This window comes from Arthrobacter sp. M71 S08, from assembly GCF_059089725.1.
Genome location: NZ_JBNHEY010000004.1, coordinates 17695 through 40200, shown reverse-complemented (window position 1 = coordinate 40200; position 22506 = coordinate 17695). Strand labels below are relative to the sequence as shown.

The 22506-nt window shown below is 64.0% G+C and carries 24 protein-coding genes; 21 read left to right on the top strand and 3 right to left on the bottom strand.

The window, feature by feature from the left end; genetic code table 11:
* Nucleotides 1–2: 2 nt before the first annotated feature.
* The 5 genes from gcvT to AC5RTB_RS09805 all read left to right on the top strand — a co-directional run bounded on the left by gcvT (nt 3) and on the right by AC5RTB_RS09805 (nt 5729).
* On the top strand, nt 3–1115 hold the full coding sequence (gcvT, locus tag AC5RTB_RS09825; RefSeq protein WP_494060890.1) for a glycine cleavage system aminomethyltransferase GcvT: 1113 nt from the start codon (nt 3–5) through the stop codon (nt 1113–1115).
* Complete coding sequence (locus AC5RTB_RS09820) at nt 1112–2485, top strand: L-serine ammonia-lyase (protein WP_494060889.1); 1374 nt, start codon at nt 1112–1114, stop codon at nt 2483–2485. The genes gcvT and AC5RTB_RS09820 overlap by 4 nt, the downstream gene beginning before the upstream one ends.
* Complete coding sequence (locus tag AC5RTB_RS09815; protein ID WP_494060888.1) at nt 2486–2770, top strand: hypothetical protein; 285 nt, start codon at nt 2486–2488, stop codon at nt 2768–2770. It begins immediately after the preceding gene.
* Complete coding sequence (locus AC5RTB_RS09810) at nt 2767–3015, top strand: hypothetical protein (protein ID WP_494060887.1); 249 nt, start codon at nt 2767–2769, stop codon at nt 3013–3015. The genes AC5RTB_RS09815 and AC5RTB_RS09810 overlap by 4 nt, the downstream gene beginning before the upstream one ends.
* Before the next feature lie 77 nt (nt 3016–3092).
* Nucleotides 3093–5729, top strand: coding sequence for an excinuclease ABC subunit UvrA (locus AC5RTB_RS09805; protein WP_494060886.1), 2637 nt, complete (start codon nt 3093–3095; stop codon nt 5727–5729).
* On the opposite strand, the gene AC5RTB_RS09800 is transcribed toward AC5RTB_RS09805, so the two are convergent.
* Nucleotides 5726–6895, bottom strand: coding sequence for an RtcB family protein (locus AC5RTB_RS09800; RefSeq protein ID WP_494060885.1), 1170 nt, complete (start codon nt 6893–6895; stop codon nt 5726–5728). The two genes, AC5RTB_RS09805 and AC5RTB_RS09800, sit on opposite strands and share 4 nt — an antisense overlap.
* A 123-nt stretch (nt 6896–7018) precedes the next feature.
* Here AC5RTB_RS09800 and AC5RTB_RS09795 point away from each other — a divergent pair, with 123 nt between their 5' ends.
* The 3 genes from AC5RTB_RS09795 to AC5RTB_RS09785 all read left to right on the top strand — a co-directional run bounded on the left by AC5RTB_RS09795 (nt 7019) and on the right by AC5RTB_RS09785 (nt 10268).
* Complete coding sequence (locus AC5RTB_RS09795) at nt 7019–7252, top strand: hypothetical protein (protein ID WP_494060884.1); 234 nt, start codon at nt 7019–7021, stop codon at nt 7250–7252.
* Nucleotides 7253–7288: 36 nt separating this feature from the next.
* Complete coding sequence (locus AC5RTB_RS09790) at nt 7289–8971, top strand: ABC-F family ATP-binding cassette domain-containing protein (protein ID WP_494060883.1); 1683 nt, start codon at nt 7289–7291, stop codon at nt 8969–8971.
* A gap of 121 nt (nt 8972–9092) precedes the next feature.
* Nucleotides 9093–10268: an MFS transporter gene (locus AC5RTB_RS09785; protein WP_494061176.1), complete on the top strand. Its 1176-nt coding sequence runs from the start codon at nt 9093–9095 to the stop codon at nt 10266–10268.
* Between the two features lie 75 nt (nt 10269–10343).
* On the opposite strand, the gene AC5RTB_RS09780 is transcribed toward AC5RTB_RS09785, so the two are convergent.
* Complete coding sequence (locus AC5RTB_RS09780) at nt 10344–10724, bottom strand: EGFR-like transmembrane domain-containing protein (RefSeq protein ID WP_494060882.1); 381 nt, start codon at nt 10722–10724, stop codon at nt 10344–10346.
* Nucleotides 10725–10949: 225 nt separating this feature from the next.
* On the opposite strand from AC5RTB_RS09780, the gene AC5RTB_RS09775 reads away from it, so the two are divergent.
* The 3 genes from AC5RTB_RS09775 (at nt 10950) to AC5RTB_RS09765 (ending at nt 13548) form a co-directional block, all read left to right on the top strand.
* On the top strand, nt 10950–11543 hold the full coding sequence (locus AC5RTB_RS09775; RefSeq protein ID WP_494060881.1) for an LURP-one-related family protein: 594 nt from the start codon (nt 10950–10952) through the stop codon (nt 11541–11543).
* 188 nt (nt 11544–11731) lie between these two features.
* A complete protein-coding gene (locus AC5RTB_RS09770; RefSeq protein WP_494060880.1) occupies nt 11732–12718 on the top strand; it encodes an ATP-binding cassette domain-containing protein in 987 nt (328 codons plus the stop codon).
* The gene (locus AC5RTB_RS09765) at nt 12715–13548 is read left to right on the top strand and encodes an ABC transporter permease (RefSeq protein WP_490890974.1); all 834 of its coding nucleotides are present in this window, start codon (nt 12715–12717) and stop codon (nt 13546–13548) included. The genes AC5RTB_RS09770 and AC5RTB_RS09765 overlap by 4 nt, the downstream gene beginning before the upstream one ends.
* On the opposite strand, the gene AC5RTB_RS09760 is transcribed toward AC5RTB_RS09765, so the two are convergent.
* Nucleotides 13545–13742, bottom strand: a complete 198-nt coding sequence (locus AC5RTB_RS09760; protein ID WP_494060879.1) for a hypothetical protein — start codon at nt 13740–13742, stop codon at nt 13545–13547. The genes AC5RTB_RS09765 and AC5RTB_RS09760 overlap by 4 nt on opposite strands.
* A gap of 43 nt (nt 13743–13785) precedes the next feature.
* Here AC5RTB_RS09760 and AC5RTB_RS09755 point away from each other — a divergent pair, with 43 nt between their 5' ends.
* The 10 genes from AC5RTB_RS09755 (at nt 13786) to rplI (ending at nt 22007) form a co-directional block, all read left to right on the top strand.
* Entirely contained in the window at nt 13786–14802 is a 1017-nt protein-coding gene (locus tag AC5RTB_RS09755) for a YncE family protein (protein ID WP_494060878.1), read from the top strand.
* Between the two features lie 123 nt (nt 14803–14925).
* A complete protein-coding gene (locus AC5RTB_RS09750; protein ID WP_494060877.1) occupies nt 14926–15873 on the top strand; it encodes an ABC transporter ATP-binding protein in 948 nt (315 codons plus the stop codon).
* A 2-nt stretch (nt 15874–15875) separates the two neighbouring features.
* Nucleotides 15876–16763: an ABC transporter permease gene (locus AC5RTB_RS09745; protein WP_494060876.1), complete on the top strand. Its 888-nt coding sequence runs from the start codon at nt 15876–15878 to the stop codon at nt 16761–16763.
* Between the two features lie 35 nt (nt 16764–16798).
* Nucleotides 16799–18055 (top strand): sensor histidine kinase, encoded by a 1257-nt coding sequence (locus AC5RTB_RS09740; RefSeq protein ID WP_494060875.1) that lies wholly within the window; start codon nt 16799–16801, stop codon nt 18053–18055.
* The gene (locus tag AC5RTB_RS09735; protein WP_494060874.1) at nt 18052–18735 is read left to right on the top strand and encodes a response regulator; all 684 of its coding nucleotides are present in this window, start codon (nt 18052–18054) and stop codon (nt 18733–18735) included. Before AC5RTB_RS09740 ends, AC5RTB_RS09735 begins: the two co-directional genes overlap by 4 nt.
* A gap of 87 nt (nt 18736–18822) precedes the next feature.
* On the top strand, nt 18823–20103 hold the full coding sequence (locus tag AC5RTB_RS09730; RefSeq protein ID WP_494060873.1) for a M18 family aminopeptidase: 1281 nt from the start codon (nt 18823–18825) through the stop codon (nt 20101–20103).
* 179 nt (nt 20104–20282) lie between these two features.
* Nucleotides 20283–20588 (top strand): 30S ribosomal protein S6, encoded by a 306-nt coding sequence (gene rpsF / locus AC5RTB_RS09725; protein WP_490890968.1) that lies wholly within the window; start codon nt 20283–20285, stop codon nt 20586–20588.
* A 54-nt stretch (nt 20589–20642) separates the two neighbouring features.
* Nucleotides 20643–21200: a single-stranded DNA-binding protein gene (locus tag AC5RTB_RS09720; RefSeq protein ID WP_494060872.1), complete on the top strand. Its 558-nt coding sequence runs from the start codon at nt 20643–20645 to the stop codon at nt 21198–21200.
* Between the two features lie 100 nt (nt 21201–21300).
* The gene (gene rpsR / locus AC5RTB_RS09715) at nt 21301–21540 is read left to right on the top strand and encodes a 30S ribosomal protein S18 (protein ID WP_026543915.1); all 240 of its coding nucleotides are present in this window, start codon (nt 21301–21303) and stop codon (nt 21538–21540) included.
* Between the two features lie 17 nt (nt 21541–21557).
* Nucleotides 21558–22007: a 50S ribosomal protein L9 gene (gene rplI, locus AC5RTB_RS09710; protein WP_494060871.1), complete on the top strand. Its 450-nt coding sequence runs from the start codon at nt 21558–21560 to the stop codon at nt 22005–22007.
* The last annotated feature ends 499 nt before the right edge of the window (nt 22008–22506 follow it).

Genomic DNA, 22506 nt, shown 5'->3' with positions numbered 1-22506 from the left:
CTATGACAAAGCAGACAGCGCTTTATGCCCAGCACCAGGAACTCGGAGCAGCCTTCACCGACTTCGGCGGTTGGCAGATGCCCCTGAAGTACCGCAGCGAATTGGAGGAACACCACACCGTCCGCCGCGCCGCCGGCATTTTTGACCTATCCCACATGGGCGAGGTGATGGTCAGCGGTCCCCAGGCAGCGGATTACCTCAACTACGCGCTTGTGAGTGACTTCGCTGCGATGGCCGTAGGGAAGGCGAGGTACTCCCTCATTTGCAACGAAGACGGTGGAGTGATCGATGACCTCATCACCTACCGCCTCGCTGAGGACCGTTTCCTGGTGGTTCCCAACGCCTCTAATTCCGACACCGTCGCCGCTGAACTGCAGCGGCGTGCCGCGAACTTCGATGTAACCGTCGAGGACCAGTCTGAAGACACAGCCCTCATCGCGGTTCAGGGACCGAACGCTGAGACGATCCTGCTCGGCATGGCCGGTGGCCCGGATCGGGAGGTCATCACCTCGCTGAAGTACTACGCGGCTGTCCACGTGGACCTCGCCGGGCAGTCCGTTCTCCTGGCCCGTACGGGTTACACCGGAGAGGACGGCTTCGAACTCTTCATCGACAACGGCCAGGCAATCCAACTGTGGAAGGCCACAACCGAGGCTGGAGCAGAACACGGCTTGGCGCCGTGCGGCCTGGCCGCCAGGGACTCGCTCCGCCTCGAAGCGGGCATGCCGCTCTACGGCCACGAGCTTGGCCTGGATACCAACCCCTTCGAAGCCGGTCTGGGTGGTGTGGTGAGCCTGAAGAAGACCGGGGACTTCGTGGGCCGCTCCGCACTTGAGCCGCTCAAGGGGGAGGCCCCGGCCCGGAAGCTTGTCGGCTTGCGCGGTACGGGGCGGCGATCCGCCCGCGCCGGGTACGACGTCGTTCGGGACGGACGGGCCGTCGGTACCGTCACCTCCGGTCTCCCAAGCCCAACCCTCGGATACCCGGTTGCGCTCGCGTACGTCGAGACGGAGCTGACTGAACCCGGCACCGAACTTCAGGTTGATCTGCGGGGCCGCCCTGAGGGCTTCACCGTGGTCGAACTGCCGTTCTACAAGCGTCAGGACCGGTCATGACAATCAGCACTTTCGACCTGTTCAAAATTGGAATAGGTCCGTCGAGTTCGCACACAGGCGGACCGATGACAGCCGCGTACCTGTTCACCCGGATACTGGCCGAGCAGGGTCTGCTCGAACAGGTGAGCCGCGTCGAGGCGGAACTGTTCGGTTCGCTCGGCGTCACCGGTCATGGGCACGGTACCGTCAAGGCCGTAATCCTCGGTCTTGAGGGTGAGCAGCCGCATCTCACCGATCCGGAACGCGCCGAACCGCGGGTCGAGGAGATCAGTGACTCCAAAGTCCTCCGACTGGCGGGGACGCACGAGGTCGCCTTCGATGTTGCGAAAGACCTCATTCTGCACCGCAAGCAGCGGCTTGAGTACCACACGAATGGTATGCGCTTTTCGACATATAACTCCAGTGGAATACTTGTCTATGCGCGGGAATACTACTCTGTGGGCGGTGGATTCGTGCTGGATCAGGACGAGATCGGCGCCGACCTCGATGGTGGCCCCGCCGTGGCCGTTCCCTATCCGTTCGAGTCCGGCGCACAGTTGCTCGGGATTGCGGCCAGCACGGGAAAATCCTTCTCTGAGATCGTGCTTGCCAATGAATTGGCAGCCCGGTCCGAAGAGGAGGTTCGCACCGGCCTCCTCGACATCTGGGACGTCATGCAGGACACCATCCGACGCGGATCCACCAACAGTGGCATTCTTCCCGGCGGACTGCATGTCCGTCGCCGCGCTGCCCGGCAGCTCGAACTGCTCCGCAAGGAAGCAGACCCTGACGACCACCTGAGCACCATGGAATGGGTGACGCTGTTCGCGCTCGCGGTGAACGAGGAGAACGCAGCGGGTGGTCGGGTGGTCACGGCCCCCACCAACGGTGCGGCCGGCATCATCCCGGCCGTCCTGAAGTACTACACCGACTTTGTTCCTGGAGCCAACGACGACGGCGTCATCCGTTTCCTGCTTGCCGCCACTGCTGTCGGCGCCCTGTTCAAGAAGAACGCATCAATCTCCGGGGCCGAAGTAGGGTGCCAGGGCGAGGTGGGCTCTGCCTGTGCAATGGCCGCAGGAGGGCTGGCGGAGGTGCTCGGCGGCACCCCGGAACAGGTGGAGAACGCTGCGGAGATCGGCATTGAACACAACCTGGGTCTGACCTGCGACCCCGTGGGCGGTTTGGTCCAGATCCCGTGCATTGAGCGCAACGCGGTCGGAGCCATCAAGGCGATCACGGCTGCCCGGATGGCCGTCCGCGGGGACGGGCAACACTTCGTCTCGCTCGACGCCGCCATCAAAACGATGCGCGAGACCGGCGCGGACATGATGGACAAGTACAAGGAAACGGCCCGGGGCGGGCTGGCCCTGAACGTCGTGGAATGCTGAATGGAACTCCCAACCCGGGTTGAAATCATTCCGGGCGGCGACGTCATCACCCGGCTGCACCGCCATCTTGCACCGCCGGCAACGGTCACCGTGACCTGCCTTCCCCACCATGGTGCGGCAAAGACGGTGGAGGTCTCGGTCGAGCTCGCCGGGCTCGGCTACCGCGCCGTCCCGCATCTGGCTGCCCGATCGGTCCGATCCAGACAGCAACTCGCGGAATACACTTCGCGCCTCGCTGACGTCGGCGTGCGCGATATCTTCGTGATCGCCGGGGCGACGGCGTGACCGTGCCGGTGTGGGCAGGTGTCCCCGGGCGCGTCCGGCGTACCCGCCTCGTCTCGCTCGCCGGACGCATCGGCGTGGGCCCATCGCTGAAGTTCGCCAGGCGCAGCGGTACGCTGCTGCGCACGATGCTGGCGCCGTCGGCGTATGATCCTTCGCGGCTGGTCCGGTCCATAGAGAAAACCAACGCATTCGCGGGGATGCATATCTACAGCTTCAACGACTTCCGGGGGATCACGGGCCGCTGACTGTCGCAGCTCAGCTGCGAGTCGCACTCCTTCTCAGAATGGTGGCCGGAATCCCGTCCGGCGATAGGGTCGGACCGATGCAACATCAACAGCATGCTTCCGATTTCCCGGAGCACACCCTGCCGGCGCCCGACCCCACTCATCTCTCCGATGGCTTCGTGCGGGTGCGCGGTGCTCGTGAAAACAACCTGCGCAACGTGGATGTGGACGTCCCGCGTGATGCGATCGTGGCGTTCACCGGAGTATCCGGCTCGGGCAAGTCCTCGCTGGCCTTCGGCACCATCTATGCCGAAGCCCAGCGGCGCTATTTCGAATCGGTGGCACCGTACGCCCGTCGGCTCATTCAGCAGGGGCACAACCCCAAAGTGGAACAGATCACCGGCCTGCCCCCAGCCGTAGCGCTTCAACAGCGCCGCGGCGCGCAGAGCAGCCGCTCCACCGTCGGCACGGTCACCACCCTGTCGAACTCCGTGCGTATGCTCTTTTCCCGCGCCGGCAGCTACCCGGAGGGTGCCGAGCCACTTGATTCGGATGCCTTCTCCCCGAACACCGCGGCAGGCGCCTGCCCGGAGTGCCACGGCCTGGGCATCGCGCACACCGTCAGTGAAACCTCCCTGGTGCCGGATGCCTCCCTCAGCATTCGTGATGGAGCCATCGCCGCATGGCCAGGCGCCTGGCAGGGCAAGAACCTGCGTGACATTCTCACTCACCTCGGCTATGACGTCGAAACTCCCTGGCAGAAGCTGCCGAAAAAGGACCGGGACTGGATCCTTTTCACGGAAGAGCAGCCGGTGGTGGAAGTAACGCCCGAGCGGGACCGTGTTGCCAAGCCGTACAAGGGCCGCTTCTGGAGCGCCCGGAGCTACGTTCTGCACACCCTGGCCGACTCAAAAAGTTCCGCCATGCGTAACCGTGTGCTGCAGTTCATGCATACCGGCCCATGCTCGCGCTGTGGGGGCAGCGGGCTGAGGCCCGATGCCCTCGCCGTGACATTCGCCGGTAAGACCATCGCCGAACTCAACGCCCTCCCGATGAACGAACTGGCCGAAATCATCCGGCCCACCGCAGAACTCACGTCACCCGGGACCGCCTCGCGTGGACGGGCCTCAGGGGAGCACGACGAGGTGGCCGTTGCCCTGACCAGGGACCTGCTGCTTCGGATCACCGTGCTCCTGGACCTGGGGCTGGGTTACCTCGCCCTGGGTCGCTCCACCCCCACGCTGTCCCCGGGGGAGATGCAGCGACTCCGGATCGCCACCCAGCTTCGGTCGGGACTGTTTGGTGTCATTTACGTGCTTGACGAGCCCTCGGCAGGGCTGCACCCTGCAGACGCCGAACCTCTCCTCGCCGTGCTGGATCAGCTCAGGGTCTCCGGCAACTCGGTGTTCGTCGTGGAACACAATATGGACGTGGTGCATCGCGCGGACTGGATAGTGGACGTCGGACCGCGCGCCGGTGAAGGCGGAGGAGAGGTGCTCTACAGCGGACCGGTGGAGGGCCTCCGCGAGGTTCCCGCTTCGGTGACAAGGCCTTTCCTGTTTCCTGAGCAATCCGGGCCGGTCAGGGGCAAGGCAATCACCGGTGATGAGAGCGGCAGGGATGCTCGTGGCGGTTCCTGCAGGAAAGCCGTTGGCTGGCTCGAGATACGGGATATCAGCCGGCATAACCTGCGCAGGCTCGATGTGAACTTCCCTCTGGGTGTGCTCACGGGAGTCACCGGCGTATCCGGCTCAGGCAAGTCGACTCTGGTCAGTCAGGTTCTCGCCGAGGTAGTGAGCGAACGGTTGCATCCTCAGGGCGAGCCGGGGGCAGAGCCGATGCCGGAAATCCAGGAAGGCACCGCGGTCTCCCTGGCCGGCTCACTGAGCGTAGGGTCCTTCCCCGGGCTGAACCAGCTTGACCGGCTGGTGAAAGTCGACCAGAAGCCGATCGGCCGGACCCCGCGGTCCAACCTCGCAACCTACACCGGACTCTTCGACGCCGTTCGGAAGGAATTCGCTGCGACGGACGAGGCCCGATCCCGGGGCTTTGGCGCCGGACGGTTCTCCTTCAATGTGGCAGGCGGCCGCTGCGAGACCTGCCAGGGGGAAGGGTTCGTAGCGGTGGAACTGCTGTTCCTGCCCGGTAGTTATGGGCCCTGCCCTGAGTGTCATGGATCGAGGTTCAATCCCGAAACTCTTGAGGTCGAATACCGTGGCCGGAACGTCGCTGAAGTTCTGGGGATGACCGTGACCGCTGCCGCAGAGTTTCTCTCCGACGTCCCAGCAGCAGCGCGCAGCCTTAAGACCCTGCAGGAAGTCGGCCTGGGCTATCTCCGGCTCGGCCAGCCCGCCACCGAACTCTCCGGGGGCGAAGCCCAGCGCATCAAGCTGGCCACTGAAATGCAGCGAGCACACCGTGGCCATACTTTGTACCTGCTGGATGAGCCCACGACGGGACTGCACCCGGCCGACGTCAAGCTTCTGATGACGCAGCTGCACGGGTTGGTCGACGCCGGCAACACAGTGATCGTGGTTGAACACAAGATGGATGTCGTGGCCTCCGCTGACTGGGTGATCGATCTGGGTCCCGCCGGTGGCGACGGCGGTGGAGAGATCATCGCGGTCGGCACCCCTGCTGAGGTTGCACGCTCCGAGGAGAGCCGGACGGCGCCCTACCTCGCCACTGCGTGCCGGATTGGAGCTGAAGCCTCCCTCGCTGAGGCTTCACGCTAGTCGCCCTTTACGTTCACAATCTGGCGCAGCGTGTGCCGGATGCGAACGAGGTCGCGGGCGTCTTCCATCACCACGTCGATGTTCTTGTAGGCTGCCGGGATCTCTTCGATGAAGGCGTCGGTGTCGCGATACTCGATCCCGCGCATTGCCCGCCTCAGCTCGTCCCGGGTGAAGGTGCGCCGTGCGGCCGTTCTGCTGTATTCCCGGCCCGCACCGTGCGGAGCGGAGTTCAGCGACGGCGCGTAGCCCAGCCCCTCCACTACGTAGGATGCCGTCCCCATTGACCCCGGGATGAGTCCCGGCCGACCGGGGGACGCGTCGATTGCACCCTTGCGGCTCAGCCAGACCTGCTTGCCGTAGTGGGTTTCCTGGGCGGTGTAGTTGTGGTGGCAGTTGATGCGTTCAAGTTCCTTCACCTCGCCGCCCGTCCATTGCGCGAAGCACTCAATGACGCGGTCCATCATCTCCTCCCGGTTGAGCAGGGCGAAGTCCTGAGCCCACCGCAGTTCGCGGATGTATTCCTCGAACTCGTCGTCACCTTCGTTGAGGTAGGCGAGGTCGTTGTCAGGAAGCGTGATGCGGCGTTTGTCGCACAGATCCAGTGCCACGCGGATGTGATGTTGCGCGATCCGGTTCCCCACACCGCGTGATCCGCTGTGGAGGAAGAGCCACACGTGGTCGTTCTCGTCGAGGCTCACCTCGATGAAGTGGTTGCCGGATCCGAGCGATCCCAGTTGCAGCGACCACGGTTTCGAGTACGACGACGGGTCGAACCCCGCGTTGTCAGCGTCGCGTGCCAGCCGCTCGATGCGTGGCTCCGCCGACTTGAGGATTTTCTTGTTGCTGTGCCCCGCCGAGAGCGGGATGGCTCGTTCGATCGACTGGCGAAGGGTCTTGCGGTCCAGCCTCTGAAGGTCGCCGATGTCGTACTGGGTACGCACGGCGATCATGCCGCAGCCGATGTCCACGCCCACCGCCGCCGGGATGATGGCGCCCAGGGTGGGGATGACGGAACCCACCGCAGCACCCTTGCCCAGGTGGGCGTCAGGCATGCTCGCGAGGTGTGGATAAATGAACGGCATCGACGCAGTCTTCAGGTTCTGCTCGCGCGTCTTGGGATCCAGAATGCTCGCGAAGTTGATGTAGGTGGGGCTGACCTTTTCCATGGTCGTCTCATCCTCCTGCACAGATACGCCCGCATCAACCAACCTTTCCCCAAGGCGCGGAGGCAATCATCAGGCATTCGTTCCCGGCAGTGGCAGGGAAGACAAGCGTGTGCAGGAGGATTGATGGGCGTGGAAATCATCGCCGCCGTCGTCATGGCGGCGGTCCTGACTCTGGTGGTAGGGGCGGTCCGGCTCGACACACAGGAACGACCACGTAGGATCCCTGCGACGACGCCGTTATCACCTGAGGACCGGCGCCTCCTACACCTGCTGAAACTCACACCCGCAGAGTGGCTGGTGCTGACGAATCAGCAGAGGGCGGATATGCGGGAGCGAGCCTATCGAGGCATGGAGTAGGGGCCCTGCCGTCTCTAACCGTGAAACACTTGGGCGGTGGCACATCTTGACGTTTCCAACATTGACTACTTCCTCTCCGACGGCCGTCAGCTGCTCAACGGCGTCACCTTCAAGGTCGGTGAAGGCCACAAGACTGCGCTGATCGGGCCCAACGGAACGGGAAAGACCACCCTCCTGCGCATTGTCGCCGGTGACATCACCGCGGACGAGGGGGCCGTCACCCGGTCGGGCAGCATGGGAATCATGCGCCAGTTTGTGGGCCAGGTCCGCGACGACACCACGGTCCGGGACCTCCTCGTCTCCGCCGCTCCGCCAGCGCTCGCCGCAGCCGCTAAGCGCATCGATGACGCCGAGCTGGCCATGATGGAGCACGACGACGAACCCACCCAGATGCGCTACGCCCAGGCCATTGCCGACTGGGGAGACGCCGGTGGATACGAGCTGGAAACCACCTGGGACGAAGTGACGATGGCGGCGCTCGGCGTCCCCTTTGATCGCGCCCAGTACCGCGCGGCGTCGTCGTTATCCGGAGGCGAGCAGAAGCGGCTGGTGCTGGAAGCGCTGTTCTCGGGACCTGACGAACTGCTGCTGCTCGACGAGCCCGACAACTACCTCGACGTCCCCGGCAAGCGCTGGCTGGAAGCGAAGCTCAACGAGTCCAGCAAGTCCGTGCTGTTCGTCAGCCACGACCGGGAGCTTCTCGACAACGCGGCCACCCGGATCGTCACGCTCGAGCCCGGCGCCCTCGGTGCGTCCAGCTGGGTGCACGGGGGCGGGTTCAGCACCTACCTGCAGGCGCGGACGGACCGGAATGCCCGGTTCGAGGAACTGCGGCGCCGCTGGGACGAGGAGCACATCAAGCTCAAAGAGCTGGTGAACATGTACAAGAACAAGGCGGCGTTCCGCTCGGACATGGCGAATCGGTACCACGCTGCGCAGACGCGGCTGTCGAAATTCCTGGAGGCAGGGCCGCCTGAAGCGATACCGATTGAGCAGAACGTGAACATGCGGCTCAAAGGCGGCCGCACGGCAAAGCGCGCCGTCGTCGCCCAGAAGCTTGAACTCACAGGGTTGATGAAACCGTTCAGCACCGAAATCTGGTTCGGTGACCGCGTGGGGGTGCTCGGTTCCAACGGATCCGGCAAGTCCCACTTCCTCCGGTTGCTCGCAGCCGGCGGCACGGACCCGGAAAGGGAACACGAGCCCGTATCCGAGGTGAGCATCGATCCGGTGCCGCACACCGGCGTCGTGAAGTTGGGTGCCCGCATCCGGCCCGGGTTCTTCGCCCAGACGCATAGCCGTCCGGATCTGCTGGGCCGGACGCTCCTGGACGTCCTGCACCGCGGGGATGACCATCGGTCCGGTCTCGGGCGGGAAGCGGCGTCCGCGGTGCTGGACCGCTACGGGCTGGCGGGCCAGTCGGAGCAGCTGTATGACTCGCTTTCCGGCGGACAGCAGGCACGGCTGCAGATCCTGCTTCTCGAGCTTTCCGGTGCCACGCTCCTGCTGCTGGATGAGCCGACGGACAACCTCGATCTGCATTCAGCCGAAGCGTTGGAACGCGCCATCGACTCATTTGAGGGCACCGTACTCGCCGTGACCCACGACCGCTGGTTCGCACGCGGCTTCGACCGGTTCCTGGTCTTCGGCGAGGACGGCAAGGTGTACGAGTCCGAGACCCCCGTCTGGGACGAGGGCAGGGTGCGGCGGGCGCGCTAGGATTTCGGGGGCCCTGACTCTGACGGCTTTGCTGTCAGGTCCATCACACTCTGCGCCTCGTGTAGACCCGGCCGGGAGCTGCGCATAGGGTTTATGGGTGCAGAGCAAAGTCAATACAGCCATGTGGGCCACCTTCGCAATTTTCGGGCTCAACGGTCTCGTCTTCGCCAGCTGGGCGGCGCGCATTCCGTCCGCGTCTGACGTCCTGGGACTGAGCGACGGTCAAACGGGTGGGCTGTTGCTGGTCGCGGCCATCGGCTCCATGATTTCCCTGCCGTTATCCGGCGGAATCGCGGCCCGGATCGGTACCGCGAACACCGTGAGGGTTGGTGGGGTTGCTTCCGCAATCGCAGCATCCGTCATTGCCGGCGGGCTCATGGCTCAATCAGTGCCTCTTGCCGCGGCGGGCCTGTTCATCTTCGGCCTGGGGATCGGCCTGTGGGATGTTGCGCAGAATCTTGAAGGGGCCGACGTCGAACGCCGGCTCCTGCGCACCATCATGCCGAAGTTCCATGCAGCTTTCAGCGGCGGTGCCTTTGTCGGTGCGGTTGTCGGCGCAGCGCTTGCCGCCGGCGGCGTAGCGCTCTCAACACACCTCGCGGTGGTGGCCGTCCTGGTGCTCGTGATTTCGCTGTGGATTCCGCGCTACTTCCTTCCTGAGCAATCCCATGCCGAGACGCACGACGACGCCGCCCCCCGCCGCGGCGGGTTCGCCGCGTGGAAGGAGCCACGCACTCTCCTCATCGGGTTGGTGGTCCTTGGTGCCGCGCTCACCGAAGGCGCGGCGAATGACTGGGTAGCGAAAGCGACCGTGGACGGTCTCAGTGCCAGTGAGGCCATCGGTGCGTTGATGTTCGGCGTGTTCGTCGCGTCGATGACGCTCTTCCGCTTCATCGGCGGCGGCTTCATCGACCGGTTCGGCCGGGTGCGGGTGCTGCAGGTGAGCCTCGCGTCGTCCCTGGCCGGTCTGGTGCTCTTCGTCTTCGCGCCCACGGTGTTTCTCGCAGGTGTCGGAGCGGTTCTGTGGGGGACAGGCGCGGCCCTCGGCTTCCCGATGGGCATGTCCGCCGCCGCCGATGAGCCGCGATTCGCGGCCGCGCGCGTATCGGTCGTCTCGACCATCGGCTACACGGCCTTCCTGGCGGGACCACCGCTGCTCGGCTTCCTCGGAGACCAGGTGGGCATCCGCAATGCGCTGCTGGCCGTCGGAGTCGCCGTGCTGGCTTCCTTCATCGTGGCGCCGGCCGCGGCTGAGCGCCGAGCGGAAGAGCCGGAAGGCACCCGCGTTCCGTCCTGACGCCGTCGTCGTTGGGTTCAGCGGACGCCAGCATTGGACGGGCAGCCTGCAGGACTGCCCGTCGGGCCGGTTGGGCTAGCGACGTTCGTGGTGCTCCCCCTCCTGCCGAACTTCAGGATCTATCTCATCAGCCTTTCGGGCACGCTCCTCGGTCTGGCGGCGCAGGCCCTCCGCATCGGCTTGCCGTTGCTCAGCTTCCTGGCGCAGTCGCTCGGCATCCACTTCGGCCTGCTGTGCCTCAGCGTCAGCACGAGCGGCCCGCGCCTCCCGCTCGCGAGCTTCCAGGTCCGTGGTGCGGGCCTCTTCCCGAATCTCGTTCGCCCGCTCGTGATCCTTCCGGCGCTTCTCCTGATCGTGTGTCTGCTTGCGCTTCCTTCCGAGGAAGACGATCAACCCGATGATGAGCAGCACCACCAGGATCCCGATGATGATCCAAACCCACGTCGCTGCGTCCATTGCTTCCGCCTTTCTGAAAAGGGGCTCCCATGTTGAGCATGTGAGCGGCGCCCGATTGGGGCGTCATGTAGTAACTCTCGACCCGAGCATGAAGGTCGTCAAGGGCCCCAACATGTGCCATTTGTTTGCGGAGATCGTCCCTGGGGACGACGCCGGCTGCCGGCAGGGTGGCTAGGCTCAGAAATGCTGCCCGAATCCGGGCGCAAGGAAAGCCGGAGGAAACCAGTGGAACATACCCGACCGATTGAACGGTTCTCGGTAACGCAGAAAATCACCATGATGGTGAACCGGTATGAAGTTCGCTCAGTGAACTCCTCCGGGGAGCCGGGAGAGCTCCTGGCCCTCGCACAGCAGAAGCGGGCTGCCTTCAAGGAAGAGGTCCGGTTCTTCTCTGACGAATCAAAGAAGACGTTGATCTTTTCCTTCAAGGCGCGGCAGAGGCTGGATCTGGGAGCCACCTACGACGTGCTCGATGCGCAGGGAAATCCAATCGGCAGCTTCCGGAAGAACTTCGGTGCTTCACTGCTGCGCTCCACCTGGCAACTGGATGCGCCGGGGATCCAGGCGGTGGGCAGTGAACGCAGCCAGGCGGTCGCGATCGCCCGCCGCGTCTGGGAGTTTGTCCCATTCCTGGACGCCATACCGGTGCCCTTCGTGTTCCACTTCGATTTTCGCGACCCGTCCGGCGAGGTGGTTCTGACATCGGAACGACGCCGGTCCCTGCGCGACCGGTATGACGTGACTGTCCCCGGGGCGCGCGTCGACTGGCGGGTGGCCGCTGCGATGGCTGTGGCACTGGACGCCCTGCAGTCCCGGTAGGCAACGTGCGGCTGCAAAACCATTGTCCTGAGGGTTTATATATGTATACGGTGTCTACATATATAAACCCGCACACGTGGACCGTCCGTCCACGGTCCCGAACCAACGCGGAACACACCGGCGATTAGCGGACTCAACCTGTCCGCGATGCCCTTCATCCCACAACTTGCGAAACCTAGGGTTGGCCCATGACGATCATCCAGGCCGAAGGTCTGAAAAAGACATACACATCGAAGAGCGGCCCGGTGCATGCACTCGCGGGCCTCGACCTTTCCGTCCCCCAGGGGACCGTCAAGGCCCTGCTGGGGCCCAACGGGGCGGGTAAGACGACAGCTGTCAAGGTGCTCACCACCCTCATCAAACCGGACGAGGGGACGGCCCATATCGACGGCATTGACGTGCTCCGCAACCCGAAGGCCGCCCGCCGGATTATCGGTGCCTCCGGCCAGTATGCGGCGGTCGACGAGAACCTCACCGGATTCGAGAACCTCGAGATGGTGGGCAGGCTCTATCACCTGGGCGCGAAGACCGCACGGAAGCGGGCACAGGAACTGATTGAGCAGTTTGAGCTGACGGAAGCAGGCAACCGCCCGGTCAAGGGCTTCTCCGGCGGCATGCGCCGTCGTATTGACCTTGCCGGTGCCCTGGTGATCAACCCCAAAATCCTCTTCCTCGACGAACCGACCACCGGACTGGATCCGCGCAGCAGGCTCGCCCTCTGGGAGATCATCACGCAGCTGGTCAATGACGGCACGACACTCCTCCTGACCACCCAGTACCTGGAGGAGGCAGACCACCTCTCGGACGACATCGCCGTGATCGACGGCGGCAAGGTCATCGCCGAGGGCACCTCGGATGAGCTGAAGGCGCAGATCGGCGGCCACCGGGTAGTCGTCACACTCGTGCACCAGGCCGACGCCGGGGCGGCACGCGAGATCCTCGCACGCCACGGTGAGGGGACTCCAGCTGTGAACGACCGCACCGTGGAGGTGCCCGTCGTCGAAGGTCCGCGGGCGCTGCAATATGTGCTCTCGGACCTGGGACAGGCGGGCATCCAACTGCACGACGCCGGCATGCGCCGACCAACCCTTGATGACGTCTTCCTCAAGCTCACCGGCCACAAAGCCGAGGACGAGACCAGCACGAACGATGCCGAGATGGAGAAAGCGCAATGACCGCGGTCAGCCAGCCCGCCTACGAGAGCGTAGGTTCACCGTTCGCTCAGCTGCTGTCAGACGGCTGGATTGCAACGCGCCGCAATCTGATCAAGATCAAGCGGGTCCCGGAGATCCTGGTCTTCACCATCCTTCAGCCGATCATGTTCGTACTCCTGTTCAGCCAGGTCTACGCCGGCGCAATGAACGTTCCTGACTACGTGAACTTCCTGATGGCCGGTATTTTTGCCCAGACAGTCATCTTCGGCTCAACCTTCTCGGGAGCCGCGATGGCGCAGGACCTGAAGGACGGCATCATTGACCGGTTCCGCACCCTTCCGATGAGCCCGGCAGCAGTGCTGATCGGGCGCACCAACGGCGACCTCGTGATCAACAGCATCTCGATGATGATCATGATGGGCACCGGCTGGCTGGTCGGTTGGCGCGTGACCACATCGTTCTGGGGCTTCCTCGGCGGAGTCGCGGTACTGCTTCTGTTCTCCTACTCCTTCAGCTGGGTCATGGCGCTCCTCGGGATGAGTGTGCGGAGTCCGGAGGTCATCAACAACGCGTCCTTCATGATCCTGTTCCCGCTGACCTTCATTTCGAACGCGTTCGTCCCGATCCATACCCTGCCGGAGGTGCTGAAGAACATCGCGGAGTGGAACCCGGTCTCCGCCCTCGTGGAGTCGGCGAGGCTGCTGTTCGGGAACACCAACCCCGATTTCCCGGAACCCACGGCCTGGACACTGCAAAACCCCATCATCACCGTGATCCTCGGAATCATCGTGATGCTCGTGATCTTCGTGCCGCTCTCGGTGAAGAAGTTCAAGTCCGTCAGCTCCCGCTAGCAACAGGCGACGACGGCGGCGGCCCGTGTGGCTGCCGCCGTCACCCCGTGCGTGGAGAATGGAGCCATGCTCCGCCGCGCCGTCGTCCTGCTTTGCCTGGTTCTCCTCACAGCCTGCACAGTGACACCCGGTCCTGGAACGTCGAGCTCGGCACCCTCGCGTGCAGCCACATCGCCAAGCGCGAAGGCAAACACCGAAGCACCCCGGACGGCCGCCGCAACTCCACCTCAAGGCCCAGTGCCCTCCCCGATCCCGCGCCAGAGCCTGGTCCTGGCAACCGACGCGGCGGGTGCCAGCCTCCTGCTCATCGACCCAGCGGATTCCGCAAGCCCCGTCGAGGGGAGTATCGCAGTCGGCGCTGCGCCGTGGGACGTGTATGTGGCGGCGAACCAGGCGTTTGTCTCCACAGCGGAGGGGGTGGCAATAGTGGACCTTGCCGAACGGCGTCGTACTGCTCTGATCCCGTATGCGAATCCGGCGAATCAGATCGCCTATGGCGAGTACCGGCCCGGCGGCACCGGAATTGTGACCAGTAACGACGGAGCCACCGTTTATGTGGCGGTGCTCCGGGCGGACGGCAGTTCGGTCCTGGAGAAGATGGACGTCTCTGAGGGGCGGACCGTCGACACTGTCGAGGTGGGGTTGCGGCCCTTCGACATCCTGCTCTCGGCAGACGGCTCGGAGGTGTACACGATCGACCACGATTCCTTCTCCGTCCACGTGGTCGACACCGATACGCTCGCGGCACGCCGGATCGAAGTAGCCCCGTTCGGCACGCAGGGCGGCCTCGCCTCCTGGGAGAAGCCCCACTATGGAGCAATTGACGACGCCGGGAACCTCCTGTTGCCCTATCAGGGCCTTGCGCTCGCCGTGGTCAATCCCGTTTCGGGTCGTGTCACGGTCGAGGAAATGAGCGCCAATTCCCACCAGCACGGAACGGCGCTGGTTGACGGCTCGCTGCTCGTGGTTGGGACCGGCGCCTTCGGCAACGCCACAGGCCCGCCGAACGTCACCGTCCGCGACATGGCGACGGGCCAGGAAGATGTTGTGCCGTTGGACAGGCCGCACGAAACGGCGGTTCCCTGGGTGCACCCGGAGACAGGCCGTACCCATGCACTTCTGTCCGGAGGTTATACACGGGACGGGTTTTGGTCCGGCATCACCGTCATCGATCTGGGCACATTTGAGCAACAGGAGCTTCAGGTGCCTGGAAGGCCGCAGACGCTCGCCGTCGTACCGGCTGATAGACCGTAGAAGGCGTCATCCTTTCGACGTACCGGGACAGGGGCAAGATCATCCCGCGGGTCGGCGCCGCGCGGGCAGAAGCTCCGTAGTGTTGAGGTATCCCCAAAACTCCCTTCCCCAAGGACGCCCATCATGATTGAGGCAGCAGAACTGTCCAAGCGCTACGGTGCCAAAACGGCGGTAGACCGGATCTCGTTCAATGTGAAGCCTGGCCGCGTCACCGGCTTCCTCGGACCCAACGGCGCCGGCAAGTCCACCACCATGCGCATGATCGTCGGACTCGATAATCCCTCGGGCGGCGACGTGCGCGTCAACGGTAAGCACTACGCACAGCATTCCGCGCCGCTGCATGAAGTGGGCGCACTGCTCGATGCCAAAGCTTTCCACACTAAGCGCACGGCCTATAACCACCTCCGCGCGATGGCAGCCACCCATCGCATCCCCAACAGCCGGGTCAAGGAAGTCATCGAAATGACCGGCCTGGGGCCCGTCGCCAAGAAGCGTGTCGGCGGATTCTCCCTGGGAATGGGCCAGCGGCTCGGCATTGCGTGTGCGCTGCTCGGAGACCCGCATACCGTAATCCTCGACGAACCGGTTAACGGGCTGGATCCGGAAGGGGTGCAGTGGGTACGCCACCTCGCGAAGGGCCTGGCATCCGAGGGGCGCACCGTCTTCCTCTCGTCGCATCTGATGTCGGAAATGGCGCTCACTGCGGATCACCTCATCGTGATCGGCCGCGGCCGGATCATCGCCGACGCTCCGATCCGAGAGATCCTTGACGGGCACGGCCAGACCCGGGCACGCGTGCGTACCGACCGTCCGGCCGATCTGGTGAGGGCCCTGGCAGCGGATGGTGTTTCCAGCCAGCAGCTCGAGCCGGAGCTGCTGGAAATCACCGGTGCCGATTCCCGCCGCATCGCCGAAGTGGCGCTCGCCAGCGGCATCCTTGTGTACGAACTGACACCGCTCCAGGCCTCCCTCGAGGATGCGTATATGCAGCTCACCACCGACGAGGTCGAGTACCATTCACACACTCTTCCGCAGGCTCCTGCCGGGGCCGGCCTCGAGGAAGGCAAGTAACCATGGCGCACACAGCCACCGCACCGGACCCAGCGAGCACAACCAGCCGCCGCTCGACCTACGGTTCTGGAGTCAACTTCTTCCGTGTCCTCAGATCAGAGTGGATCAAGGTGACCACCGTCCCCTCCACCATGATTCTGTTGTCGATCACGCTGGTGGTGATGATCGGCCTGTCCGCGCTTTTTGCATGGTCCATGGCATCCAGCCAGGCCTCGGCCGAGTCATTCACGTCTTCTGATCCCGAGATTGCCGCTCAGCTGGCAGCTACCGACTACGGCGAACTCGCGCTGAACTCGCCAAGCGCCGGGATCATCTTCGGACAGCTCCTCATTGCTTCCCTTGCCGTCGTGCTGATTGCGTCCGAATGGGCAACCGGGATGATCCGCTCAACCATGGTCGCTGTCCCCAAGCGCATCCCGGCACTCCTCGCAAAGAATCTCATCATCGCCGCCATCGCGTTCGTGGTGGGGGCAGGCGCCGCGCTGACCTCCTACTTCGTCGCGCAGCCCTTCCTCGCACCCGAGGATATTGACTTCGCCATCACCACGGATGGGGTGTTGCTGAGCATCATCAATACCGGTTCCGTGCTCGCGCTGATGGCCGTCATTGCCATGTCCATCGGCACGCTGCTGCGCAATACCGCCGGTGGTGTGGTGACGGCAATCGGGCTGCTGATGGTGCTGCCCATCATCATTCAGCTCTTCTCCGGACTCGCTGACTGGATCCCCGACGCCGCGCGGTTCCTGCCGAGCAGCGCCGGTGAGCAGATGGTGGCCGTTTCCATCGCCGATGATGCCCTGAACCAGTGGCAGGGCGCTCTGGTGCTCGGTGCCTGGGCCCTCGTGCTGCTGGTGGTTTCACTGGTCGTCACAAAGAAGCGCGACGTTTAGGCAGGATTGATCAGCACACCCAATAAGCTCACTCCATGAGTGACAAAGCCTCGTTGAGGGAGGCGGCGGAACGAACGGTTGCCGTCTCCTTCACCGAGATCAATGCACGACGGCTAGGCCCCATCCGCCGGTACTTCCGATCGCACCCGCGGATGATGGACCTCGTCGTCGTTCTGTTGTTCCTGCTGAGCAGCGTTCCCAACATTCTCCTGCCCGTTGAACGGGCAGCGGGCCCATGGAGCCTGGCGCCGATCGGCGTGGCTGCCGTCATCCTCTTCTTTCGGCGCACCCGTCCGCTGATCGTTCTCGCACTGCTGTGCGCCATCGAACCCGTGGCCCTGGTGATCTCCGACGCCCGGTCAACGGTGGGAATCGGCATCTGGTTCGCGCTGTACGCTGTGGCCGTCGCCTTCCCGGTCCGCACGGCGGTCTGGGCCTTCGCCGGGGCGGTGGTGACATCGGTCTTCCCGCTCGCGTTCATTCCGGCCGCGATGCCTGAGGAAGCGCCCTATCTGGTCTGGGTAATCATGGGGTTCGCGGTCATGTGGTACGTGGTCGCGGTCGGGGTCGGGGTGACAATCCGCCGCGAGAGATTGCATGAGAATGAACTGCGCGAGTGGGCTGAGCGCAACGCCGAACTCGCCTCCGCGACCGAGCGGAACCGCATCGCACGCGAAATGCACGACGTCGTCGCCCACTCCCTGTCGGTGATGATCGCGCTGTCGGACGGAGCCGCCGTCGTCATGAAACGCGATCAGGACCGCGCCCGGGACGTTCTGGCCGAGCTTTCCGCCACTGGGCGAACCGCCCTCGCCGACATGCGAAGGGTGCTCGGCGTCCTCCGCGAAGGCCCGGACTCCGCACCGCTTGCCCCATTGCCTGCCGGTGGTTCGCTCGCGGGCCTCCTTGAAGGGTTCCGCGCTGCCGGACTGCCTATCCGGGTGCAACTCAGTGGCCCCAGACTGCCCGAAGACGCCGCCTTCGAGGTGACGATCTACCGCATCGTTCAGGAGTCGCTCACCAACGTACTGCGCTATGCGAAGGCCGTGACCACCGTTGACGTCCTAGTCGCCAGGTTGGGCGACTCCGTGAAAGTACGTGTGGCCGACGACGGCCGTGGCGCCATGGAACCCGTACAGTCAGTGGGCACGGGGCAGGGAATCGCCGGCATGCGCGAGCGTGCCGCCATCTACGGCGGCACTGTCACTTGCGGACCGAGCCCGTCCGGTGGGTGGATTGTCACGGCCGAACTCCATATCCCTGCTGAAAACCGTCAGGAGAAATCCGCGTGAGTGAACCGACCAGAGTCCTCCTGGTGGACGACCAGCCTCTGCTCCGCATGGGGTTCCGCCTCATCCTCGAAGGCGAAGAGGACATGCAGATAGTCGGGGAAGCTTCCGACGGCGCCGAAGGGGAGCGCCTCGCCGCAAGGCTTGAACCCGACGTCGTACTCATGGACGTCCGCATGCCGGTGATGGACGGGATCGAGGCCACACGGCGCATCACAGAGTCGGGCGCGTGCGCCCGGATCATCATTCTCACCACGTTCGACCTGGACGAGTATGCGTTCGCGGGACTGCGCGCAGGCGCCTCGGCGTTCCTCCTGAAGGATGTCGCGCCCCATGACCTGGTGCAGGCCGTCCGGGTGGTCGCGAGCGGCGACGCGGTGGTTGCTCCACGGGTCACGCAGCGCCTCCTCGAAGAGTACGTGCGCTCGCGACCCGACAGCCCGAAACCTCTCCGCGACCCCCTGCTCCGGGATCTGACGCCCCGCGAACTCGAAGTCCTCGGCGCCATCGCTGAGGGGCTGTCCAACGCCGAACTGGCGCACCGATTTTTCCTTTCCGAGGCCACGGTGAAGACGCACGTGCGCCGTATCCTCACCAAACTGCACCTGCGCGACCGCGTCCAGGCCGTAGTCTATGCCTACGAGACAGGACTGGTGACACCGAGCCAGGGGCTGGACTTCTAAGCGCGGGGCCCTCGGTCAGTAGCGCCTGCTGGCCTCCCACCCCTCGCTGGCGCTCGGCGCGGGGCCCACGGTCAGTAGGCTTAGCGCATGACTGCTGCTCACGCTCACATTGCCGACCTTGGCGCTTATGTCAGCGCTTCACCGTCCAGCTTCCATGCAGCCGCAGAGGGCGGCGCGCGATTGCAGGCGGCGGGCTTCACCCAACTGCATGAGGACGCGGCCTGGGACGGCGGCCCGGGCCGCTTCTACGTCATTCGTGACGGCGCGCTGATCGCGTGGATCACCCCGTCCACAGCAACCGAGACCACCGGCTTCCATATCCTTGGTGCGCATACCGACTCACCGTCCTTCAAACTGAAGCCGAAGCCAACCACCGGACGCCACGGCTGGCTGCAGGCCGGCGTCGAAGTCTATGGCGGTCCGTTGCTGAACTCGTGGCTTGACCGCGAACTGGCGTTCGCCGGCCGGCTGGTGACGCACGACGGCGCGGAGCACCTCGTGCACACCGGGCCGCTTCTGCGCTTCCCCCAACTGGCTATCCACCTCGACCGCTCGGTGAACGACGGCTTGAAGCTCGACAAGCAGCAGCACATGAACCCGGTCTGGGGCCTCGGTGATCCGGCCCGCGCGGACCTGCTGCAGATCCTTGCCGTTGACGCTGACCTGGAGGCCAGCGATATCGGCGGGTTCGACGTCGTGGTCGCCGACACCCAGCAGCCCCGGGTTTTCGGGGCGGAGGGAGAATTCTTCGCGTCCGGTCGGCTGGACAACCTCTCTTCGGTGCATGCCGGCCTCACCGCCCTCATTCACGCCACAAAGAACGACGCCGACAGCGCACCTATCGCGGTGCTGGCAGCCTTTGATCATGAGGAAGTGGGCAGCGGCTCGCGCTCCGGGGCGAGCGGACCTTTCCTTGAGGACATGCTCCATCGGATTTCCTCTGGCCTGGGTGCAAGCGAGGAGCAGCGTCGCCGGGCCTTCGCGTCGTCGTTCTGTGTCTCCGCGGACGCCGGTCACGCCATCCATCCCAATTACGCCGACCGCCATGACCCGGCGAACCACCCGGTCCTCGGCGGGGGGCCGCTGCTGAAGATCAATGCCAACCAGCGGTACACCACTGATGCGCCGGGTGCTGCCCACTGGGCCCGGCTGTGCAGGGACGCCGATGCTCCGTATCAGGAGTTCGTATCGAACAACGGGATGCCGTGCGGATCCACCATCGGCCCGCTGACCGCCACCCGGTTGGGAATCCGGACTGTCGACGTCGGAGTTCCCCTGCTTTCCATGCACTCCGCCCGCGAGCTCTGCGGCGTCGAGGACCCGTACCAGCTGATGCGGGTGGTGCGGCAGTTCTTCTCCGTTTCCTAGGGAGCCCTGACTGTCCACAGCCGGTTCGGTGACCCGTTGTCGGTCCGGTAGTATTGATGAGTCCGTGTCGACGTGGAACCGCTGGAAGTAAAGCGGCAACAGCTTCACGGATCAACGCAAAAGAACCTCCTGTTGCGGAAGGACCGCGACCGTTTAGCCCAGAGGAGGTGGGTTCACAAATGCGTGCATATGAACTGATGGTAATCATCGACCCCGATGTCGAGGAACGTACCGTTGAGCCAACCCTTGAGAAGTTCCTGAACGTTGTACGCAACGGTGAAGGAACCGTGGACAAGGTAGACATCTGGGGACGTCGCCGGTTGGCCTACGAAATCAAGAAGAAGTCCGAGGGCATTTACGCCGTCGTCAATTTCACCGCTACTCCGGCAATTGCTGCTGAACTTGACCGCCAGCTTGGTCTGAACGAGACCATCATGCGCACCAAGATCATCCGCCCCGAAGAGCAGAAGGTTTCTGCCGAATAGTTTCGGCTTTCAACCCAGGTCCACCCCGGTGGGCCAGTGACCGTAGGAGGCACCATGGCAGGCGAGACCACAATTACGGTCGTCGGTAATCTCACCAGCGACCCGGAACTTCGTTTCACGCCCTCAGGCTCTGCAGTGGCTAATTTCACCATTGCTTCGACGCCGCGGACCTTCGACCGTCAGTCCAACGAGTGGAAGGACGGCGAAACGCTGTTCCTCCGGGCGTCGGTCTGGCGTGAAGCGGCTGAGAACGTCGCGGAGACCCTCACCAAGGGAACCCGTGTTGTTGCACAGGGCCGCCTCAAGTCACGCTCGTATGAAACCAAGGAAGGCGAGAAGCGCACCGTCATGGAGCTGGAGGTGGACGAAATCGGTCCATCACTGCGCTACGCATCCGCCAAGGTAAGCCGTACCCAGCGCTCCGGCGGTGGCGGCGGCGGCTTCGGTGGGGGAGACAGCGGCGGCTTCGGCGGCGGCGGTGGTTCCAACCAGGGTTGGGGCGGCGGCGGCCAGCAGAGCCAGCCCGCGCAGCAGGACCCATGGGGTGCACCAGCGGGCGGTAATTCGTCCGGTTGGGGCAACGGCCCGGAATCTTCCGAACCGCCCTTCTAGACCTTTCAGGAAGCGTCGCCGCTACGGAGGCGTTTCCACCATGTAATTCCCATCCCGCAGAAACGTTCTGCGGGCTCCATCAGACATAAGGAGCACCACGATGGCTAAGGCTGAACTTCGTAAGCCCAAACCAAAGTCCAACCCCTTGAAGGCCGCTGACGTCACCGTCATCGACTACAAGGACGTAGCACTGCTGCGTAAGTTCATTTCCGACCGCGGAAAGATCCGTGCACGCCGTGTGACCGGCGTGACCGTGCAGGAACAGCGCAAGATCGCTCTGGCAATCAAGAATGCCCGCGAAGTTGCTCTCCTGCCTTACTCCGGCGCAGGCCGCGGCTAAGGAAAGGAACACACACCATGGCAAAGCTTATTCTGACCCAGGAAGTCACCGGTCTGGGAACCGCAGGCGATGTTATCGAGGTAAAGAACGGTTACGCACGTAACTACCTTCTGCCCCGCGGCTTCGCTCTCACCTGGACCAAGGGTGGCGAGAAGCAGGTGGAGTCCATCAAGGCTGCACGTGCCGCTCGTGAGCACGCTTCGCTTGAGGACGCCCAGCGTCAGGCTGCAGCCCTGCAGGCAAAGCCGGTCAAGCTGACCGTCAAGGCCGGCGAGTCCGGTCGTCTCTTCGGAACCGTCAAGGCCGATGATGTCGCGAAGGCTGTGGAAGCCGCAGGTCTCGGCTCCATCGACAAGCGCAAGGTTGAACTGCCGGCACACATCAAGTCGGTTGGCTCCTACCAGGCAAACGTCCGTCTCCACGAGGATGTTGCCGCCGTGATCGACCTCGACGTCGTCGCCAGCTAATTAGCTAGGGGTCCCCGGGTGAGCGAAGCGAGCCTGGGGAGAGCCACTTAGCGCTAAGCAGCTAGCAGTTACTGCCGGAAGGCCCCCGCTCCTCGGAGCGGGGGCCTTCCGCGTGTACCGGTCACGGGAGCGGTAGTGCTCAGGGCGCCGTGACGGCGCCTCCGGCGATATACCCGGCAAGAGGAGTATTCCCTGTTCCGTACGCTATTTACGGAACATCAGGTCCGGGGCATAGAGGGCCGTCATGCGTTTTATTCGCTCTGGCGTACGCCGGGGACAGCTTCCTGCACAGTTGTGGATAGAAGGTGCATAAATGCCGCTCGATAGGCCTATTTTCTGCTCTTGTCAACACGGAAGCAGGGGATGAACGTTGGTCAGAGAAAGTTTTTGTCCACAGCCTGTGCGGAACGTTTCACCTAGTGAGAGGCCCTTTGCGGATATAAGTTCCCACAAATCCACATAAATATCCCCAGCCTCTGCACACAACACGCCGCACAAT

Coding starts and splice junctions, on each gene's coding strand:
- gcvT (WP_494060890.1), top strand. CDS start 3: ATGACAAAGCAGACAGCGCTTTATGCCCAGCACCAGGAACTCGGAGCA.
- AC5RTB_RS09820 (WP_494060889.1), top strand. CDS start 1,112: ATGACAATCAGCACTTTCGACCTGTTCAAAATTGGAATAGGTCCGTCG.
- AC5RTB_RS09815 (WP_494060888.1), top strand. CDS start 2,486: ATGGAACTCCCAACCCGGGTTGAAATCATTCCGGGCGGCGACGTCATC.
- AC5RTB_RS09805 (WP_494060886.1), top strand. CDS start 3,093: ATGCAACATCAACAGCATGCTTCCGATTTCCCGGAGCACACCCTGCCG.
- AC5RTB_RS09800 (WP_494060885.1), bottom strand. CDS start 6,895: ATGGAAAAGGTCAGCCCCACCTACATCAACTTCGCGAGCATTCTGGAT.
- AC5RTB_RS09795 (WP_494060884.1), top strand. CDS start 7,019: ATGGGCGTGGAAATCATCGCCGCCGTCGTCATGGCGGCGGTCCTGACT.
- AC5RTB_RS09785 (WP_494061176.1), top strand. CDS start 9,093: ATGTGGGCCACCTTCGCAATTTTCGGGCTCAACGGTCTCGTCTTCGCC.
- AC5RTB_RS09780 (WP_494060882.1), bottom strand. CDS start 10,724: ATGGACGCAGCGACGTGGGTTTGGATCATCATCGGGATCCTGGTGGTG.
- AC5RTB_RS09770 (WP_494060880.1), top strand. CDS start 11,732: ATGACGATCATCCAGGCCGAAGGTCTGAAAAAGACATACACATCGAAG.
- AC5RTB_RS09765 (WP_490890974.1), top strand. CDS start 12,715: ATGACCGCGGTCAGCCAGCCCGCCTACGAGAGCGTAGGTTCACCGTTC.
- AC5RTB_RS09750 (WP_494060877.1), top strand. CDS start 14,926: ATGATTGAGGCAGCAGAACTGTCCAAGCGCTACGGTGCCAAAACGGCG.
- AC5RTB_RS09745 (WP_494060876.1), top strand. CDS start 15,876: ATGGCGCACACAGCCACCGCACCGGACCCAGCGAGCACAACCAGCCGC.
- AC5RTB_RS09740 (WP_494060875.1), top strand. CDS start 16,799: ATGAGTGACAAAGCCTCGTTGAGGGAGGCGGCGGAACGAACGGTTGCC.
- AC5RTB_RS09730 (WP_494060873.1), top strand. CDS start 18,823: ATGACTGCTGCTCACGCTCACATTGCCGACCTTGGCGCTTATGTCAGC.
- rpsF (WP_490890968.1), top strand. CDS start 20,283: ATGCGTGCATATGAACTGATGGTAATCATCGACCCCGATGTCGAGGAA.
- AC5RTB_RS09720 (WP_494060872.1), top strand. CDS start 20,643: ATGGCAGGCGAGACCACAATTACGGTCGTCGGTAATCTCACCAGCGAC.
- rpsR (WP_026543915.1), top strand. CDS start 21,301: ATGGCTAAGGCTGAACTTCGTAAGCCCAAACCAAAGTCCAACCCCTTG.
- rplI (WP_494060871.1), top strand. CDS start 21,558: ATGGCAAAGCTTATTCTGACCCAGGAAGTCACCGGTCTGGGAACCGCA.